Raw genomic sequence first — 16,514 nt, 5'->3', positions numbered from 1 at the left:
TCCAGCGCCTCGATCATCGCCACGCCGATGCGGTCCTTCACCGAGGCGAGCGGATTGAAGAACTCCAGCTTGGCCAGGACGGTGGCCTTGGGGGCCAGCTCGGCCGACAGCCGGGGCAGGCCGACCAGCGGCGTGTCGCCGATGGTGTCGAGGATGGACGGATAGATCCGCCCCCGTCCGGCTTTCTGATGACGGGACGGATCATAGGCGGGGGCGGCGTCGGCCATGGCGGGTCTCCGGGAGCGGGCTGGGCATACAGACAGGCGTTCAGACCCGATCGCAAGCCCCGTCGACCGACAATCCGCGACCCGGGGAGCCCGGCCGCGCCGGTCGAGGGTCCGGTTTTCACCGTCCGTTAACCATGTCGGCGCATCCCTGAACCGCTGTTCCGGGGCCCTCCTTTGCGCAATCTCGCCGCCGCCGTCGAAGCGATCGACCCCCTGGTCGTGACCGGCAAGGTCGCCGGCGTGAACGGCCTGCTGATCGAGTCCCGCGGCGGCCTCAGCCGCCTCGCCGTCGGCGCCCGGGCCGAGATCGCGCGCGGCCGCCTGTCGCCCCTGCCGGCCGAGGTGGTCGGCTTCCGCGACGCCAAGGCCCTGCTGATGCCGTTCGGCCCGGTTGAGGGCGTGGCCCCCGGGGCCGACATCCGCATCGTCTCGGCCGCCGCCGGCGTGCGCCCGACCACCGCCTGGCTCGGCCGGATCATCGACGCCTTCGGCCAGCCGATCGACGGCAAGGGCCCCCTTCCCGTCGGCCCGGCCGCCTACCCCCTGCGCGCGCCCCCGCCCCCGGCCCATTCGCGCGGCCGGGTCGGCGAGCGTCTCGATCTCGGCGTCCGCGCCATGGACGTCTTCACCACCACCTGCCGGGGCCAGCGCCTCGGCATCTTCGCCGGCTCCGGCGTCGGCAAGTCGGTGCTGCTGTCGATGCTGGCCCGTCAGGCCAGCTGCGACGCGGTCGTGGTCGGCCTGATCGGCGAACGCGGCCGCGAGGTGCGCGAGTTCGTCGAGGAGACCCTGGGTGAGGACGGCCTGCGCCGCGCCATCGTCGTGGTCGCCACCTCCGACGAACCCGCCCTCAAACGCCGCCAGGCCGCCTATATGACCATGGCCTGCGCCGAATTCCTGCGCGACCAGGACCTCGAGGTCCTGTGCCTGATGGACTCGGTGACCCGTTTCGCCATGGCCCAGCGCGAGATCGGCCTGGCCGCCGGCGAGCCGCCGACCACCAAGGGCTATACCCCGACCGTCTTCACCGAACTGCCCAAGCTGCTGGAGCGCGCCGGGCCGGGGCCGGTGCGGCCGGACGGGACCACGGCGGGGCCGATCACCGCCCTGTTCACCGTGCTGGTCGACGGCGGCGACCATGACGAGCCCATCGCCGACGCCGTGCGCGGCATCCTCGACGGCCACATCGTCATGGACCGCAAGATCGCCGAGCGCGGCCGCTTCCCGGCCATCGATGTGCTGAAATCCGTCAGCCGCACCCTGCCCGGCTGCCAGACCCCGCCCGAGCGCGAGCTGAACCGCCGCGCCCGCCAGTGCCTGTCGGCCTACGCCAATATGGAGGAGCTGATCCGCATCGGCGCCTACCGCACCGGCGCCGACCCGATCGTCGACCGCGCCATCGCCCTGAATCCGGCGCTCGAGGCCTTTCTCGGCCAGGATCACCATGACGTGACGCGGTTGGCCGATTCCTTTGACCGTCTGGAAACCATTCTGAACCAGGGAATGGTGCAGTGACCGGAGACGCCGCATGACCGCCTGGGCCCAATCCCTGATCCGCATCTCCAGCTACGAGGTCGAGACGCTGCAGAAGCGTCTGGCCGGGATCACCGCCCGTAGAGCCTCCGCCGAAATGCGCATCGCCGTGCTCGAGGCCGAGGCCGAGATCGAACAGCAGCGGGCCCGCGACGACGCCGAGGCCGCCCTGCTGCTGCAGGCCTATCTGAACGGCTGGAAGCTGCGCAAATCCGCGGCCGAGGCGGACGTCGTCGAGATCAGCGCCGAGGAGGAGGGGGCCCGCGACGCCCTCAGCGGCGCCTTCGAGGAGCTGAAGAAGTTCGAGCACGTCGCCGAGACCACCCGGCTGAACCGCCTGATCGCCGCCGGCAAGCGCGAGACCGCCGCCTTCGACGAGCTGGGCCTGAGGCGCCGTGCGGGCTGACCCGCCGCGCCTGAACCGCCGCGCCCTCCTCGCCGCGCCGATCGCCCTGGCCGCCTGCGACCGCTTCGCCGCCGCCCGGCCAGCGGACGGTCCCCTCGCCCCGCCGCTGAAATCCATCGCGCCCTGTCCGTTCGGAGCCACCGGCATGACCTGGCAGCTCGACCAGGCCGACTGGGTCGAACAGGTGCTGCGCCACTGCTCCCAGCTGACGCCCGAGTGGGAGCAGAAGATGGAGCGCACGCTCGGGCCCGGCTTCAGCCATGACTTCTCGGCCTCGGACCGTGTCGTCGGCTTCGCCCGGGACCATGGGCTGCGCGTCCATGGCCATACGGTGATCTGGTATTCGCAGGGCGGCGAGGTCTTCAACGATGACGTCCCGCGCGCCCGCTTCGCCGCCGAATACGACCGCTACATCGCCGCTCTGGTCGGCCGCCATCGCGGACAGATGGCCGGCTGGGACGTGGTCAACGAGCCGGTGGCGGAGGACGGCGACGGCCTGCGCGACTGTCACTGGAGCCGGGCGCTGGGCATGGACGGCTACATGGTCCGCGCCTTCGAACAGGCCCGCGCCGCCGACCCCGACGCCGTCCTGTTCCTCAATGAATACAATCTCGAGAACATCCCGGCGAAAGGCGCGACCTTCCTCCGGCTCGTCGAGCGCCTGCTCAGGCTCGGCGCCCCGATCGGCGGCATCGGCACGCAGTCGCACCTCGACATCGAAATCCCGGCCGGCCGGATCACCGCCTTCTTCCGCGACGCCGCCTCGCTGGGCCTGCCCATCCATGTCTCCGAGCTGGACTTCCCGATGCGGCGCGAAGGCGGCCGCCTGCCCGACCTGCGCTCCACCGCCGAACGCCGGGCCCGGCAGGTCGCCCGCGTCGGCGAACTGGCCGAGGCCTTCATGGCCCTGCCGGAAGGCCAGCGCTACGCCTTCACCACCTGGGGCCTGCGCGACGTCGACAGCTGGCTGGTCCGCGACGGCCGCGGCGACGACAGCCCCTTGCTGCTCGACGCTCGGGGACGTGCGAACCCGGCCTATCAGGCGGTGACGGCGGCCTTCGCGCGCTGACCCTCTCCCGATGGGAGAGGGCTTGAGCGCACGGCGGCGTAGCCGTCGTCCTTGCGCGAAAGGGTGAGGGTCGACTATCCGGGGGCGGCTTCGCCGCTCCAACCACCCGACCCTCATCCGGCGCTGCGCGCCACCTTCTCCCAATGGGAGAAGGATCAGGTTAGGACATCTGCGATCCCGGCCGCCGCCAGGTCCGCCCGCAGCCTCTCCACCGCCGCCTCCACGGCCGCCTCGTCCCGCCCGCGCACCACGAGATTCGTCCCGATCTCGCCCACGGTCCCCGCGCCGAACGGATAGCTGCCGAAGCTGAGGTCGCGGTTCGCCGCCGCCGCCGCCGTCAGCAGGTCCGCCACGTCGCCCTCGCCGACCCCGGTCACCCGCACCGTCCGCGCATGCACCACCGCGCCCTTCCTCAGCCGGCGGGCCACGTCCTCCAGCATGGCCGTCATGATCTTCGGCACCCCGGCCATGACGAAGACATTGCCGATCTGGAACCCCGGCGCGTCGGTCACCGGATTGGCGATCAGCGTCCCGCCCTCCGGAATCCGCGCCATCCGCCGCCGCGCCGCATTCAGCCGGTCGCCATAGCGCCGCTCGAGCAGGGCCAGGGCCGCCGGATGCTCCGGCAGATCCACCCCGAACGCCGCCGCCACCGCCTCGGCGGTGATGTCGTCATGCGTCGGCCCGATGCCGCCGGTGGTGAAGACATAGTCGTGCCCCGCCCGCAGCGCGTTCAGCGCCTCGACGATCTGCGCCTCGCGGTCTCCGACCGTCCGCGCCTCCAGCAGGTCGATCCCGAGCGCCGCCAGGAACCGGGCGATGGCAGTCAGATTGGTGTCCTGGGTCCGGCCGGACAGCACCTCGTCGCCGATGATCAGCACGGCGGCGGTGGGGGAGGATTCGGTCATCTCCGCACGCTAGACTGCCGCCGCCGTCCGGTCATCGTGCGGCCTTGAGCATCTGTGTTATGATCGCCGTCTGAACCGCAGCCTGCGCCTCCCCGCGCGAAAGCCGAGCCTGATGTACGAGACCCCCGAACTGGACAGCGACGCCTTCGTCCGCACCCACGAAATCCGCGTCCACGACGACGAGGCTTTCGAGGCCATGCGCAAGGCCGGCCGCCTGGTCGCCGAGGCGCTCGACATGATCACGCCGTACGTGGTTCCGGGCGTCACCACCGGCGAGATCGACGACCGCATCCGCGACTTCACCCTCGACCACGGGGCCCTGCCCGCCTGCCTCGGCTACAAGGGGTATGAGAAGACCGTCTGCACCTCGATCAACCACGTCGTCTGCCACGGCATTCCCGGCGACAAGATCCTGAAGGACGGCGACATCGTCAACATCGACCACACCGTCATCGTCGACGGCTGGCACGGCGACTCCAGCCGCATGTATCCGGTCGGGAACGTCAACGCCCGGGCCCGCAAGCTGATCGACGTCACCTATGACGCGCTCGAGGCCGGCCTGGCGGTGATCCGGCCCGGCGCCACCTTCGGCGACATCGGCTACGCCATCCAGCAGGTGGTCGAGGCCGCCCGGATGTCGGTGGTCCGCGACTTCTGCGGCCACGGCATCGGCCGGCTGTTCCACGACAGCCCCAACGTCCTGCACTACGGCCGCCGCGGCGACGGCGCGACCCTCAGGGAGGGCATGTTCTTCACCGTCGAGCCGATGGTGAACCTCGGCAAGCCGCACGTGAAGGTGCTGTCCGACGGCTGGACCGCCGTGACCCGCGACAAGTCCCTGTCGGCCCAGTGCGAGCACACCGTCGGCGTCACCGCGGACGGCGTCGAACTGTTCAGCGCCAGCCCGGCGGGACTGTTCCGGCCGAAATTCTAGGATAGGTTGTCCTCCGGAGCGGGGGGAGGCGCCGTTGGACCGTTTGACAACACCGACCATGTTGGAGCATAGTCCAACATGAGGGCGCGGCTTGTATCTCGATACGATCGCGTGATCGGCGACGATGAGGTCCTGCACGTCCTGGTGTGGGAGGTTTCAACCCCCGTCTTCGGTTCCGCGCATCGCTACAAATACAGTTTCGCCTATGTCTGCGATGACGTCTGCGTGGTGCGTTATGACAATGAACGCGGCAAGGGCGATCACCGGCACATCGACGATGAGGAGACGCGCTATGAGTTCAACAGTATCGGTCAGCTCGAAACGGATTTCAGTCGGGACGTACGAGAATGGCGAGTTCGACACGGTCGTCTTCACCGTGAAAAGTGACGCGGACTTCTGGTCGGACATCAGCGAAGACTGGACCACGGGCAAAAGCCGAGGCTATGCGGAGCACAGCTTCATCTCCACCGATCTGATGTGGCGGGTGCTCTCCGGCAAGCGCTGGGAAATTCTGACCGTCATGGCCGGAGCCGGCGAACTCAGCATTCGTGAAGTCGCTCGGAAGGTCGCGCGCGACGTGAAGGCCGTGCATGGCGATGTCACCGCCCTGATGAAGGCGGGCGTGATCCGGCGAGGCGAGTCGGGCAAGGTCGTCTTTCCGTATCACCACTTCCATCTGAGCCTTTCCAATCAGCAGGCCGCCGCCTGAGCATGAACGGCGCCCGGCCCAAACCCCACCACGCCGGCCATCGCGAACGGCTGCGCGATCGGGCCCGGGGCGCCGGCCTCGCCCACCTGCCCGACTACGAACTGCTCGAGCTGTTCCTGTTCCGCAGCCAGCCGCAGGGCGACGTCAAGCCGATCGCCAAGGCCCTGCTGGCCCGGTTCGGCTCGCTGGCCGCCGTCCTCGCCGCCTCGGTCGAGAATCTGATGACGGTCCGGGCCGAGGATGCGCGCGGCCGGACCAAGGCCGTCGGCGCCGAGACCGCCCTCGACCTCGCCGCCCTGCACGAGGTGGCGCGCCGCGTCGCGCTCGAGGAAGCCGGCAGGCGCACCGTCATCTCGTCCTGGACCGCCCTGCTCGCCTACGTCCGCCTGTCGCTCCAGCACGAGCCGCGCGAGCAGTTCCGCGTCCTCTATCTCGACAACCGCAACCAGCTGATCCTCGACGAGATCCAGAACCGCGGCACCGTCGACCACGCCCCGGTCTATCCGCGCGAGGTGGTGCGCCGGGCGCTGGAGCTGTCGGCCAAGGCGATGATCATCGTCCACAACCACCCCTCGGGCGACCCGACCCCGTCGCGGCCCGACATCGACATGACCCGACAGGTCATCGAGGCGGCCGGGGCGCTCGGCCTGTCCGTTCACGACCATCTCGTCGTCGGCCGCGACGGCGTGGCCAGTTTCAAACAGCTGGGCCTGATGTGACGGGGCTGGGCGGCCGTCCTCGGCGGCGCGTCGCCGACGGTTCGCGCCCCCGCCGGGTTTGACCTAACCTGTCGCCGAATCCGAAGCCGCCGCCGCCCGCGAGCCCGCATGACCAGCACCCTGATCACCGAACGCCTGGCCCTGACCCCGGTGGCCGTGTCCGACTACGAGGACCTCAAGGCGCTGTGGGCCGATCCCGCCTTCATCCGCCACATCCTCCCCACGCCGCTGTCGTCCGAGGACGTCTGGTTCCGTCTGCTGCGCGACATCGGCCACTGGGAGGCGCTCGGCCACGGCAACTGGACCGTCCGGCTGAAGGACACCGGCGAATACGTCGGCGGCCTCGGCGTGCTGGACTACCACCGCCTTCTCGACCCCCCCTTTGACGCGCCCGAGCTGGGCTGGGGCGTCCATCCCCGTTTCCAGGGCCGGGGCCTCGCCTTCGAAGCCCTGTCGGCCGCCCTCGCCTGGTGCGACGAGGCGCTGAACGCCCCGCGCACGGTCTGCATGATTTCGCCGGACAACGCTCCCTCGATCGCCCTGGCGAGGCGCGCCGGCTACGCCCCCTACGTCGAGACGACCTACAAGGGCGAGCCGGTGGTCCTGTTCGAGCGCACGGCCGCCTGAGCGTAGCCGGACATTAAGGTTTACGGGGCATTCTGGCCCCCGGATCCGGAGACCGCCCGCCCCATGCCCATGCCCGTCGAAGAGCTTCGCGGCCATCTGGCCGAAGCCTTCCCCGACGCCGAGATCGTCATCGACGATCTGGCCGGCGACGGCGACCACTATCGCGCCCGCATCGTCTCCGCCGCCTTCGCGGGCCTGCCCCGCGTCCGTCAGCACCAGCTCGTCTATGCGGCGTTGAAGGGCAGGATGGGCGGCGAACTGCACGCGCTGGCGCTCGAAACCTCGGCCCCGGCCAACGCCTCCCCGGCAGGAGACTGAAGATGCGCTACCGTCCCTTCGGCCACGCCGGCAAGGCGGTCTCGGCGCTGACGCTCAGCCTCGGTCCCCGCGATATCGCCCAGGGTCCCGAAGCCGGCCGCGATCTGGTCTATTCGGCGCTGGAAGCCGGCATCAACAGCTATCGGCTGGAAACCGCCGACCCGGTTCTCGCCGAGGTGCTCGGCCAGGCCCTGCGGCACGTCGAGCGCAAGCTGGTGCAGGTGTCCCTGACCCTCGGCGCCGGCGACGGCCGCCGCGGCTCGGACCGCGATTTTTCGGCCGAGGGCATCACCTCGGCCATCGACCGGGCCCTGGCCATCTCCGGCCTGGGCTGGTTCGACCTCGCCCTGCTCGACGAGCCGGCCGAACACGAACTGCCGCAGACCACGCTGAACGCCCTCAAGGCCCTGCGCGCCACCGAACGGGTCCGCCTGCTCGGCATCTCCGGCGAGGGCGACGTCATGGACACCTACGTCTCGACCGGGGCCTTCGACGTGCTGGCCTCGCCGCTGCACGTCAATTCGCCGTGGCAGATCCGCTCGCGCCTGCGCATCGCCCGCGAGGCCGACATGGCCATCTTCGTCTACGACTATTTCCCCGAGAGCCTCGATACGGCGAAAAAGGCCGCGGCCGTGCATCAGCCGAAAAAGGGCTTCTTCGGCTTCGGCGGACCGAAGACCCGGCACAACCCGCTCGCCCACGCCGGCGCCTTCGCCTTCCTGCACCAGACCAACAACTGGCCGGCCGAGGCCATCTGCCTGGCCTATGCGCTCAGCGATCCCTCGGTCTCCAGCGTGCTGATCCGCGCCGGCGACGCCGAACGGCTCAACATGCTCTCGCTGGTGCCCGATCGGGACATGCCGCCGGGCCTGGCCGCCCAGATCGAGATGGCCCGCGTCGCCGGGGCCAAGGTGGCCTGACCCCGCCGCCCCGGGACCTTCCGGCGCCTTGACCCGGCCCGCCGGGGTCCCTAGCTGACGGCCTTCACCGAAGGGCCAGCAGCCGTGACCGATCAAGCCGTCGCCAATCCCGTCCACGCCTTCATCGCCGATACGGTGAAGGATCACGACGTCGTCCTGTTCATGAAGGGCACCCCCGACGCGCCGCGCTGCGGCTTCTCCTCGCTGGCGGTGCAGATTCTCGACCACGTCGGCGCCCCCTTCGTCGGCGTCGACGTGATGCAGGACGAGGCGCTTCGCGACGGCGTCAAGAGCTTCAGCGACTGGCCGACCATTCCCCAGCTCTATGTGAAGGGCGAGTTCGTCGGCGGCTCCGACATCGTCCGCGAGATGTTCAACGCCGGCGAGCTCCAGGCCCTGCTCGCCGACAAGGGCGTGCCCCTCGGCGACGCCGACGCCTGATGGCGAAGGCCCAGCTCGAGCCCCGGGCCGACCGCGAGATCTTCATCGTCCCGCTGGAGGTCCGGCCCGAGCACATCGACGACAACGGCCACGTCAACAACGTCGTCTATGTCGGCTGGCTCCAGGACGCCGGCACGGCCCACTGGAACGCCCGCTTCGACGCACGGACCCGCGCCCGCTGGTCATGGGTCGCCGTCCGCCACGAGATCGACTATTTCCGCCCGCTGGCCCCCGGCGCGGCCGGGGTCAAGGCCCGCACCTGGGTCGGCGAGCCGCGCGGACCGCGCTTCGACCGTTACGTCCGCATCGAGGACGGCGACGGCCGGCTGTGCGCCCAGGGCGTGTCCGAATGGGTGCTGGTCGACGCCGGAACCCTGCGGCCCCATCGCGTCCCGCCCGACATGCTGCCGAAGTTCGAGGCCTGAGGCGTTCGCCCCCTCCCCAACCCGTGTTATAGGACATCGGGGAACACTGGCGGGGGGCGGCCCGATGCGTGTCTACTTCGCTCGCACCAGGGGCCGACTGGCCTTTCACGGCGGCGCGAACGGCGGAAAACCCTCCAAACACGTCATCTTCGGCGACTGGCTGGATGTCGAGGATCACCCCGCGGACCCGCGGCTGTACCTGGTCAGATGGCGGGTCTGGGACGCCCGGACGGGGCGGGTGGGGATCCAGCGCCACCAGGTGGCCAGGGACGACTGCCGGACCGACGCCGTTCTGGACATGATCTTCGTCGACGTGGGCCAGGGCGACGGCTGCATCGTCAGCGTCCCCGACGGGGCGCGGCAGCACACCCTGGTCATCGACGCCGGCCAGCGATCCAATATGAAGAACCTTCTGAACTGGCGCTTCCGCTATCTGAGCGATGACCGGAACCTGCACACGGCGGTGGTCACCCATCCGGATTCGGACCACTACGCCGGTTTCCAGGGCATTTTCACGGACCCGCGGATCAATATCGGCCAGGTGTTCATCAACGGCCTGCTGGATCGTTCCACGCCCGCCAACCGAAGGACCGAGCGCCTCGGACCGCGCCGCGACGGCTTTTGCACGGAGGTGTTCGAGACCACCGCCCAGCTGTCGGCGGCCCTGGCGGACCCCGACGTCAAAGGCTTCTATCCGACCCTGCTTCGCACCGCCCTGTCGCGCGGCTGGCCGGTGTCGATGTGTTCGACCCGGCATGGAGAGCCGGCCGGCGGACAGACCTATCTGCCCGGCTTCGCGCCGGGGCAGGCCGGCGCCTCGATCCAGGTTCTGGGGCCGGTTCCCGCCGACCTCGGCGGGCGCGTCGCCCTGAAGGCGTTCGGGCCCGGCCCGGGCGAGGGCGGGTTCGACGTCGGCAAGACCAAGAACGGGCATTCGGTCCTGCTGAAGCTGCGGATGGGCGGCTTCAGCGTGATCTTCGGCGGCGATCTCAACCGATCAGCGGAGGACTACCTGCTGCGTCACTACGGCGGGACGGGCCCGGACGCGCCCCTGTCGCAGGCTGTCGCCGGGGCCCGGCAGGTCCTCGGGGCCGACTTCCTCAAATGCTGTCACCACGGCTCGGCCGACGTGACCGATGAATTTCTGGAGGCCGTGAACCCCTTCGGTTTCGTGGTGTCCTCGGGAGACGAGGAGAGCCACGTCCATCCGCGGCCGGAAATCCTCGGCCTTCTCGGCAAGAAGGGCCGCGGCGACCGTCCCCTGGTGCTGTGCACGGAGATCCTGCGCTCGACCCCCGCGAGCAAGTCCCTGAGCCCGGCGGAAAAGGCCGCGCACGAGGCCCTGATGGACGCCGTGGCGGCCGCGTCCGGCCCGGCCGGGCGCAAGGCGGCGCGCCAGGCCCTGACCGACTTCTTGAACCGGCGCTTCGCCCGGCTGGTCGGCGTCTATGGCGCGATCACGGTCCGCACCGACGGCGAGCGGCTGATCATCGCCTTCCGCAAGGAGAGAGCGGGGGCGGGGTCGCCCTGGCAGCTGTACGAGTTTCAGCTCGACGCCGGAGAATGGCGCCTGGTCGAGGCGGCCGGGCGCTGATCGCTCAGCCGGCCGCGCCCGGCAGCTGGTAGGGATTCTCGACCGAGACCCGGGCGCCCGGCGCGAGGCCCATCTCCTGGAAGCTCCAGCGCACCTCCACCCCCTGCGCCAGCGGTCGGAGGCAGCGGTCCTGTCTGAGCCGGCGCAGGGTGATCACCGAGGTGTCGCCAGAGCGGCGCACCACCGGCGTCAGGTCGGACTTCTGCGTGCAGCCGTTCGAACTGACCCAGAACACCGCCTGGTCCTGCGCGATGGCGGCGGCGTGGACGGCCTCGATCTGCCCCGGCGGATCGATGGCCCGGGCGGTCCCGGCCGAAGCCTCGCCGCCGGCGAACCGGTCGACCAGGGCGCAGCCGGACAGGGCGGCGGCCAGCGTCAGCAAGCCGGTCAGCGTGGCGATCCGTTTCATTCCCCCGGCCTCCCTCGCCGAAAACCTGAACCTGTCCAGTGTGCGCCTGTTCGCCCGCGAGGGAAACCCGCCGGCCGATGCGCAAGGGCCCCGGATCGCTCCGGGGCCCGGTTTCGCGCTGTCGCCCGCGGCGCGGCGCCTGGGCGTTCCCGGTCCACGCTCAAGCCGAGAGTGACCGCGTCACGAGCATGGCGCCAGAAAAACTCGTGATCGCGAAGCGGTTACGACGAGTAGTATTCGACGACCAGGTTCGGCTCCATCTTCACCGGGAACGGCACGTCGGCCAGTTCCGGCACGCGGACGTAGCGGACCGAGAAGCCGCGGTCGCCCAGTTCGAGGTAGTCCGGCACGTCGCGTTCCGACGACTGCTGGGCTTCCAGCACCAGCGCCATGCTGCGCGACTTCTCCTTGACCTCGATGACCTGGCCCGGCTTGACGCGGTACGAGCCGATGTCGACCTTCCTGCCGTCGACGGTGACGTGGCCGTGGCTGACGAACTGGCGGGCGGCCCACACGGTCGGCACGAATTTGGCGCGGTAGACGATGGCGTCCAGGCGCGACTCCAGCAGGCCGATCAGGTTCTCGGAGCTGTTGCCCTTGCGGCGCGAGGCTTCGTCATAGGTCGCCGAGAACTGCTTCTCGGTGATGTTGCCGTAATAGCCCTTCAGCTTCTGCTTGGCCTTCAGCTGCAGGCCGAAGTCCGAGACCTTCGACTTGCGGCGCTGGCCGTGCTGGCCGGGGCCGTAGGAGCGCTTGTTGACCGGGGATTTCGAACGGCCCCACAGGTTTTCACCCATGACCCGGTCGAGCTTGTACTTGGCGCTGTGGCGCTTGGACATTCGTATCTCTCTTCATGATGCGGCCCGGTCCCTCCCCGGATGGAGGGACGATCTCAACGGCGGTCCACGCATCGTCCGTCATGGATCACGCAACGCGGCGAGCCGGTGGCGTGAAGGCGGGGCTTATGACGGCCGGATCGGCTTTCGTCAAGGCTCCGCCGCCCAGACGAAGCCCTCGTCGCGGCGCTGGAACCGGCCCAGCCCCGGGAAGGGAAAGTGGACGCCATAGATGCGCTGGCTGCCGGAGGCCCCGCGCTCCAGCAGCCCCTGCCGGGTGGCGACCGCGGCGGCGGCGTCCGTATCCCAGGCGTTGATCCAGTCCGGCCGCTGGACGGAGATGACGGAGCTGTGCAGGGCGTCGCCGATATAGAGCAGACGATCCGTCCCGGACGCGATCTCGTATCCGGCGTGGCCGGGCGTATGGCCGTCCAGCGCCACGGCCTTGATCGAGGGCGTGACCTGGGCTCCGGGCGCGAAGGGCTGGACCCGGGGGGTCACCGCGGTCAGCAGGGCGGATTCGCCCGCCCGCGCCGCGCCCGCCTTCATATATTCCCACTCCGGGGCGCTGATGCGGATGGCGGCGCCGGGGAAGGTCAGGGAGCCGTCCGCCCCGGCCAGCCCGCCGACATGGTCGCCGTGGGCGTGCGAGATCAGGACGTCGGTGACCTGGGAGGGATCGACCCCGGCCGCGCGCAAGGAGGCGACCAGCTTGTTCTGGGTGCCCATCCGGCCCCCGGCGCCGGCGTCGATCAGCACCAGCCGCTCGCCGTCCCGCACCAGCAGCGGCTGGACGGACAGGTGGATGGAATCGCCCGGCTGTCCGGCCGCGGTCAGCGCGGCGCGCGCCGCCGCCGTGTCCGCCCACGGGCTGTCCCCGGCCTTGTTGGCCAGAACGATCTCGCCGTCCCTGAGCGCCACCGCCTCCAGCGCGCCGATGCGGAAGGCGTGGATGTCGGGGTTCTGAACCGCCGCGGGGGCCGGGGCGGCGGGGACCGCGGCCTTTTCGGCTTCGGGCGAACAGGCCGCGATCGAGGCCAGGATCAGGGCGGCGGCGGCGAGGCGGGCGTGGACGTTCATCATCGGCTCTCCGGTCGGGACAAGGCGACGCTTCAGATAGGACGCCGCGTCCGCCGCGCCAGAGCGGCGCGGCGGTTTCCGGCGATCAGCTCGCCGCGGCGAACAGCTCGTTGGCCCGGTTCCAGTTCACCACGGTCCAGAAGGCCTTCAGATAGTCGGCCCGGCGGTTCTGGTATTTCAGATAATAGGCGTGCTCCCAGACGTCGGCGGCCAGCACCACGGCGCCCCTGTCGTCGGCCACATCCATCAGCGGATTGTCCTGGTTCGGGGTCGAGGTGATCTTGAGCCTGCCGTCCTGGACGATCAGCCAGGCCCAGCCCGAGCCGAACTGGCCGGCGCCGGCGGCGTTGAAGTCCGCCTTGAATTTCTCCATCCCGCCCAGGTCGCGGTCGATGGCGGCGGCCAGTTCGGCCGACGGCTCGCCGGTCCGGTCCTGCGGGGCCAGCAGCTCCCAGAACAGGCTGTGGTTCCAGTGCCCGCCGCCGTTGTTGCGCACCGCCTTGGGCGCCTTCGAGATGTTGGCGAACAGCTCTTCCAGCGACCTGCCCTGCAGCGAGGCGTCGGCGTCGACGGCCTCGTTCAGCTTGTCGACATAGGCCTGGTGGTGCTTGTCGTGATGGAACTCCATCGTCGCCTTGTCGATGGCCGGCTCCAGCGCGTCATAGGCGTAGGGGAGGGGCGGAAGCGTAAAGGCCATGGGGCGGCTCCTTCGAAGGGATTTCGGGGCCCCTCATCTAGGCGCCCGCACGTCCAACCCAAGGGCCGGCGCCGCGGTTCCGTTCCCATCCCCCCCTCAAGGGGGAGGATGGGGCAGGTTGGCCTTCAGGCAATCCCGCACCGCGCGCCGCAGGTCGCCGGACGCCGAAACGAAATCGACCCCCTCGGCCTCGAACACCGCCCGGGTGGCGGCGTCCAGCCCGTCGGGCAGGGCCGCCAGCACCCGCTTCTCGCCCTTGGGGTGCAGGCAGAAGCCGACCTCCCGGCAGAGCGCGGCGAACATCTCGTCGTGGGCGGAGTCGGGTTCGGTCATGGTTCAGTCCCCAGATCTTCGCTCCAGCGTTATACTGGAGCCTGATTCACGGCATCGGCGGAATCGCGAAGCGATTCCTCCTCAACCGATCAGGCTCTGGCGGCGCGGCCGGTGGTCGCGCTGTCGTGCTTCAGATAGCGCAGCGTTCCGCCGTCGACGCGGTGTGTCCTGATGGTTTCAAGACTGCTCATCGGTCCCAGTCCTGCAGCGTTCGCAGCTCGAGGCCCGGCAGATCGGAGAATTTCCGGGCCAGCCTCGCGTCGGCGGTGACGAGGGGGAGGTCCATGGTGATCGCCATGGCCAGGTAGACGCAGTCATAGGCGGCGTGATCCCGTTCGACGGCCAGCCGCAGGGCCAGCGGCATCAGCTTTTCCTCGCCGCGAAGCTCGATCTGGCCGGGCAGACCCATCAGATGCCGCCGCGCCAGCTCCAGCGGCAGAAGGCCGGCCCTGACATGGCTGCGCAGCGCGTTGGCCGTCTCGGACATCAGCAGCCACGGGGCGATCAGATCGTACCGACGGCGATCTCCGACAGCGGATCGTGGACCAGCCAGCGGACCGCGACGCTGGCGTCACAGATCGCCGAGGATGGCACGTTCGCGCTCCTCGCGGCCCTCGTCGATCGCGGCCCGGGCGTCGATGGCGCCGCCCCGGGTCATTTCCCGGCTGATCCGCGCCAGCTCCCAGAATTCGTCCTCTGCGCGGCGGGATTCCCGCTCGGCCATCTCCCGCAGCTTCTGTTCCAGGGACTTCGACTCGCGCGCGGCGAGTCGCTTCAGCTTCGCGATCACCTCGTCGTCGAGGTTACGGATCAACACCTGTCCCATGCGTGGATGCTAGCAGAACGCTGGCATCTCGGCCAGTCTCAGGCGCCCATCCGGTGCAGGGCGCAGATCTTGTTGCCGGCGGGATCGCGCAGATAGGCCAGGTACAGCTTGCCGAAGCCGCCGTCGCGCACGCCCGGCGGATCCTCGATCGAGCGGCCGCCCGCCGCCACGCCGGCGTCGTGGAAGGCGCGGACCATCTCCGGCGTCTTCGCCGCGAAACCGAGGGTGCCGCCGTTGGCGTGGCAGGCCGGCTCGCCGTCGATCGGCTGGCCGACGGCGAAGGCCCCCCGCTCCGTCCGCCACCAGTAGCGCCCCCTGGGGTCCGGCCCGCTGGCCGGTTCGATCCCCAGCGCCCCCAGCGCCGCGTCATAGAACCGGCGCGACGCCTCGACGTCGTTCGCGCCGACGGTGATGTGGGTGAACATGGCTTCCCTCCTGCTGTCCCGAGCGTTTTCCTAAACAACTATCCTGTCGGCGCAAGCCTCCCCGTCGCCCTGCTCGACCAGCCCCTCCCCGGCCCGCGGCCCGTCCAGATCGACCTCGACGATCTCCAGCGGACGTTTGGCCTCGAAGGCGACGGCGGCGCGGGTTTTCATGGGGCGGGACTCCGCTCCGCGCGATAGGATGGGTGAAGAGTGCTAGTGAGCAAAGACGTGAGCAAGGCGGGCGCTGACGGTCCTGCATCGGCTCACCTCCCGCTCACTGGCGCCCTTCACCGCTACCCATCTCCCCGGCCCCGTTGACCCACCGCAACCTCGTCATCCTCACCGGCTCCGGCGTCTCGGCCGAGTCCGGCGTGCCCACCTTCCGGGCCGCCGCCGGCCTGTGGATGGGCCATCGCGTCGAGGATGTCGCCACCCCCGAGGCCTTCGCCCGCGATCCGGCCCTGGTGCAGGACTTCTACAACCGCCGCCGCCGCCAGCTGGCCGGGGTCCGGCCCAACGCCGCCCACCGGGCCCTCGCCCATCTCGCCGCCCGCTGGGAGGGTGAGCTGCTGCTGGTCACCCAGAATGTCGACGACCTGCACGACCGCGCCCATGCGGAGACCCCGCCCGCGTCCGGCTTCGACCTGGTCCACATGCACGGCGAACTGCTCAAGGCGCAGTGCACCGTCACCGGCCGGATCAGCGACTGGCCCGGCGACCTCGCCCCGGACCAGCCCTCGCCCTTCCACCCGCGCGGCCGTCTGCGTCCCCACATCGTCTGGTTCGGCGAATTTCCGCTGCATCTGGACCGGATCGAGGCCGCCCTGGCCGCCTGCGACCTGTTCGTCTCCATCGGCACATCCGGCGCGGTCTGGCCCGCCGCCGGCTTCGTCGATCTCGCCAACAGGGCCGGGGCCCGCACGGTCGAGCTCAACCTCGAGCCCTCGCTCGGCCGCCGCCTGTTCGATGAAGGGTTCTATGGCCCGGCGACCGAGGTCGTGCCGGCGTTCTGTCGATCCCTCTGAACCCTACCCCTCCTCCGCCGTCATCCTCGGGCTCGACCCGAGGATCAGACTGT

At 70.0% G+C, this 16,514-nt stretch carries 24 protein-coding genes and 1 pseudogene; 14 read left to right on the top strand and 11 right to left on the bottom strand.

Annotation, left to right across the window (positions count from 1 at the left end):
* A partial coding sequence (locus tag Q0588_RS09480) for a pyridoxal-phosphate dependent enzyme (protein WP_298745711.1) occupies positions 1 to 227 on the bottom strand: 227 nt, incomplete at its 3' end.
* 174 nt (positions 228 to 401) lie between these two features.
* On the opposite strand from Q0588_RS09480, the gene fliI reads away from it, so the two are divergent.
* From fliI to Q0588_RS09465, 3 genes are read left to right on the top strand one after another with little or no spacing between them, the layout of a single operon-like run.
* A complete protein-coding gene (gene fliI, locus Q0588_RS09475; RefSeq protein ID WP_298745710.1) occupies positions 402 to 1,742 on the top strand; it encodes a flagellar protein export ATPase FliI in 1,341 nt (446 codons plus the stop codon).
* Positions 1,743 to 1,755: 13 nt separating this feature from the next.
* Entirely contained in the window at positions 1,756 to 2,166 is a 411-nt protein-coding gene (locus Q0588_RS09470; protein ID WP_298745709.1) for a flagellar export protein FliJ, read from the top strand.
* Positions 2,156 to 3,235, top strand: coding sequence for an endo-1,4-beta-xylanase (locus tag Q0588_RS09465; RefSeq protein WP_298745708.1), 1,080 nt, complete (start codon positions 2,156 to 2,158; stop codon positions 3,233 to 3,235). Before Q0588_RS09470 ends, Q0588_RS09465 begins: the two co-directional genes overlap by 11 nt.
* A 155-nt stretch (positions 3,236 to 3,390) precedes the next feature.
* Here the strand turns inward: Q0588_RS09465 and Q0588_RS09460 are convergent, their stop codons facing one another.
* Entirely contained in the window at positions 3,391 to 4,143 is a 753-nt protein-coding gene (locus tag Q0588_RS09460) for a competence/damage-inducible protein A (protein WP_298745707.1), read from the bottom strand.
* A gap of 112 nt (positions 4,144 to 4,255) precedes the next feature.
* On the opposite strand from Q0588_RS09460, the gene map reads away from it, so the two are divergent.
* From map to Q0588_RS09410, 10 genes are all read left to right on the top strand, one after another.
* A complete protein-coding gene (gene map, locus Q0588_RS09455) occupies positions 4,256 to 5,077 on the top strand; it encodes a type I methionyl aminopeptidase (protein ID WP_298745706.1) in 822 nt (273 codons plus the stop codon).
* Between the two features lie 111 nt (positions 5,078 to 5,188).
* Entirely contained in the window at positions 5,189 to 5,464 is a 276-nt protein-coding gene (locus tag Q0588_RS09450) for a DUF6516 family protein (protein ID WP_298745705.1), read from the top strand.
* Complete coding sequence (locus Q0588_RS09445; protein WP_298745704.1) at positions 5,454 to 5,786, top strand: transcriptional regulator; 333 nt, start codon at positions 5,454 to 5,456, stop codon at positions 5,784 to 5,786. The genes Q0588_RS09450 and Q0588_RS09445 overlap by 11 nt, the downstream gene beginning before the upstream one ends.
* 2 nt (positions 5,787 to 5,788) lie before the next feature.
* The gene (gene radC / locus Q0588_RS09440; RefSeq protein WP_298745703.1) at positions 5,789 to 6,505 is read left to right on the top strand and encodes a DNA repair protein RadC; all 717 of its coding nucleotides are present in this window, start codon (positions 5,789 to 5,791) and stop codon (positions 6,503 to 6,505) included.
* Positions 6,506 to 6,613: 108 nt separating this feature from the next.
* On the top strand, positions 6,614 to 7,132 hold the full coding sequence (locus tag Q0588_RS09435) for a GNAT family N-acetyltransferase (RefSeq protein WP_298745702.1): 519 nt from the start codon (positions 6,614 to 6,616) through the stop codon (positions 7,130 to 7,132).
* A 63-nt stretch (positions 7,133 to 7,195) separates the two neighbouring features.
* Positions 7,196 to 7,450, top strand: coding sequence for a BolA family protein (locus Q0588_RS09430; protein ID WP_298745701.1), 255 nt, complete (start codon positions 7,196 to 7,198; stop codon positions 7,448 to 7,450).
* A 2-nt stretch (positions 7,451 to 7,452) separates the two neighbouring features.
* On the top strand, positions 7,453 to 8,370 hold the full coding sequence (locus tag Q0588_RS09425; RefSeq protein ID WP_298745700.1) for an aldo/keto reductase: 918 nt from the start codon (positions 7,453 to 7,455) through the stop codon (positions 8,368 to 8,370).
* A gap of 84 nt (positions 8,371 to 8,454) precedes the next feature.
* The gene (gene grxD, locus Q0588_RS09420; protein WP_298745699.1) at positions 8,455 to 8,811 is read left to right on the top strand and encodes a Grx4 family monothiol glutaredoxin; all 357 of its coding nucleotides are present in this window, start codon (positions 8,455 to 8,457) and stop codon (positions 8,809 to 8,811) included.
* Positions 8,811 to 9,236, top strand: coding sequence for an acyl-CoA thioesterase (locus Q0588_RS09415; protein ID WP_298745698.1), 426 nt, complete (start codon positions 8,811 to 8,813; stop codon positions 9,234 to 9,236). The genes grxD and Q0588_RS09415 overlap by 1 nt, the downstream gene beginning before the upstream one ends.
* Before the next feature lie 64 nt (positions 9,237 to 9,300).
* Positions 9,301 to 10,830, top strand: a complete 1,530-nt coding sequence (locus Q0588_RS09410) for a hypothetical protein (protein WP_298745697.1) — start codon at positions 9,301 to 9,303, stop codon at positions 10,828 to 10,830.
* A gap of 4 nt (positions 10,831 to 10,834) precedes the next feature.
* Here the strand turns inward: Q0588_RS09410 and Q0588_RS09405 are convergent, their stop codons facing one another.
* From Q0588_RS09405 to Q0588_RS09365, 9 genes and pseudogenes are all read right to left on the bottom strand, one after another.
* Entirely contained in the window at positions 10,835 to 11,239 is a 405-nt protein-coding gene (locus Q0588_RS09405; protein WP_298745696.1) for a hypothetical protein, read from the bottom strand.
* A gap of 221 nt (positions 11,240 to 11,460) precedes the next feature.
* Complete coding sequence (gene rpsD, locus Q0588_RS09400; protein WP_298745695.1) at positions 11,461 to 12,078, bottom strand: 30S ribosomal protein S4; 618 nt, start codon at positions 12,076 to 12,078, stop codon at positions 11,461 to 11,463.
* 147 nt (positions 12,079 to 12,225) lie between these two features.
* A complete protein-coding gene (locus Q0588_RS09395) occupies positions 12,226 to 13,158 on the bottom strand; it encodes an MBL fold metallo-hydrolase (RefSeq protein ID WP_298745694.1) in 933 nt (310 codons plus the stop codon).
* Between the two features lie 82 nt (positions 13,159 to 13,240).
* The gene (locus Q0588_RS09390; RefSeq protein ID WP_298745693.1) at positions 13,241 to 13,852 is read right to left on the bottom strand and encodes a superoxide dismutase; all 612 of its coding nucleotides are present in this window, start codon (positions 13,850 to 13,852) and stop codon (positions 13,241 to 13,243) included.
* A 96-nt stretch (positions 13,853 to 13,948) separates the two neighbouring features.
* Positions 13,949 to 14,185, bottom strand: coding sequence for a hypothetical protein (locus tag Q0588_RS09385; protein ID WP_298745692.1), 237 nt, complete (start codon positions 14,183 to 14,185; stop codon positions 13,949 to 13,951).
* Positions 14,186 to 14,372: 187 nt separating this feature from the next.
* On the bottom strand, positions 14,373 to 14,672 hold the full coding sequence (locus Q0588_RS09380; RefSeq protein ID WP_298745691.1) for a type II toxin-antitoxin system VapC family toxin: 300 nt from the start codon (positions 14,670 to 14,672) through the stop codon (positions 14,373 to 14,375).
* Positions 14,673 to 14,756: 84 nt separating this feature from the next.
* The gene (locus Q0588_RS09375) at positions 14,757 to 14,999 is read right to left on the bottom strand and encodes a hypothetical protein (protein ID WP_298745690.1); all 243 of its coding nucleotides are present in this window, start codon (positions 14,997 to 14,999) and stop codon (positions 14,757 to 14,759) included.
* Between the two features lie 50 nt (positions 15,000 to 15,049).
* A complete protein-coding gene (locus Q0588_RS09370; RefSeq protein WP_298745689.1) occupies positions 15,050 to 15,436 on the bottom strand; it encodes a VOC family protein in 387 nt (128 codons plus the stop codon).
* 72 nt (positions 15,437 to 15,508) lie between these two features.
* Positions 15,509 to 15,607 (bottom strand): annotated as a pseudogene (locus tag Q0588_RS09365) (hypothetical protein); the annotation flags it as partial.
* Between the two features lie 143 nt (positions 15,608 to 15,750).
* Between Q0588_RS09365 and Q0588_RS09360 the strand changes: the two are divergent.
* Positions 15,751 to 16,461 carry an NAD-dependent deacylase gene (locus Q0588_RS09360; RefSeq protein ID WP_298745688.1) on the top strand — a complete coding sequence of 237 codons (711 nt, stop codon included), beginning with the start codon at positions 15,751 to 15,753 and terminating at the stop codon, positions 16,459 to 16,461.
* The last annotated feature ends 53 nt before the right edge of the window (positions 16,462 to 16,514 follow it).

Origin of the sequence: uncultured Brevundimonas sp. (assembly GCF_937870815.1) — a bacterium.
Lineage (GTDB): Bacteria > Pseudomonadota > Alphaproteobacteria > Caulobacterales > Caulobacteraceae > Brevundimonas.
This window is presented reverse-complemented; position numbering and strand designations above follow the sequence as displayed.

Coding starts and splice junctions, on each gene's coding strand:
- Q0588_RS09460 (WP_298745707.1), bottom strand. CDS start 4,143: ATGACCGAATCCTCCCCCACCGCCGCCGTGCTGATCATCGGCGACGAG.
- Q0588_RS09410 (WP_298745697.1), top strand. CDS start 9,301: ATGCGTGTCTACTTCGCTCGCACCAGGGGCCGACTGGCCTTTCACGGC.
- Q0588_RS09395 (WP_298745694.1), bottom strand. CDS start 13,158: ATGATGAACGTCCACGCCCGCCTCGCCGCCGCCGCCCTGATCCTGGCC.
- Q0588_RS09380 (WP_298745691.1), bottom strand. CDS start 14,672: ATGTCCGAGACGGCCAACGCGCTGCGCAGCCATGTCAGGGCCGGCCTT.
- Q0588_RS09430 (WP_298745701.1), top strand. CDS start 7,196: ATGCCCATGCCCGTCGAAGAGCTTCGCGGCCATCTGGCCGAAGCCTTC.
- Q0588_RS09405 (WP_298745696.1), bottom strand. CDS start 11,239: ATGAAACGGATCGCCACGCTGACCGGCTTGCTGACGCTGGCCGCCGCC.
- Q0588_RS09370 (WP_298745689.1), bottom strand. CDS start 15,436: ATGTTCACCCACATCACCGTCGGCGCGAACGACGTCGAGGCGTCGCGC.
- map (WP_298745706.1), top strand. CDS start 4,256: ATGTACGAGACCCCCGAACTGGACAGCGACGCCTTCGTCCGCACCCAC.
- Q0588_RS09415 (WP_298745698.1), top strand. CDS start 8,811: ATGGCGAAGGCCCAGCTCGAGCCCCGGGCCGACCGCGAGATCTTCATC.
- Q0588_RS09425 (WP_298745700.1), top strand. CDS start 7,453: ATGCGCTACCGTCCCTTCGGCCACGCCGGCAAGGCGGTCTCGGCGCTG.
- Q0588_RS09390 (WP_298745693.1), bottom strand. CDS start 13,852: ATGGCCTTTACGCTTCCGCCCCTCCCCTACGCCTATGACGCGCTGGAG.
- Q0588_RS09385 (WP_298745692.1), bottom strand. CDS start 14,185: ATGACCGAACCCGACTCCGCCCACGACGAGATGTTCGCCGCGCTCTGC.
- Q0588_RS09435 (WP_298745702.1), top strand. CDS start 6,614: ATGACCAGCACCCTGATCACCGAACGCCTGGCCCTGACCCCGGTGGCC.
- rpsD (WP_298745695.1), bottom strand. CDS start 12,078: ATGTCCAAGCGCCACAGCGCCAAGTACAAGCTCGACCGGGTCATGGGT.
- radC (WP_298745703.1), top strand. CDS start 5,789: ATGAACGGCGCCCGGCCCAAACCCCACCACGCCGGCCATCGCGAACGG.
- Q0588_RS09470 (WP_298745709.1), top strand. CDS start 1,756: ATGACCGCCTGGGCCCAATCCCTGATCCGCATCTCCAGCTACGAGGTC.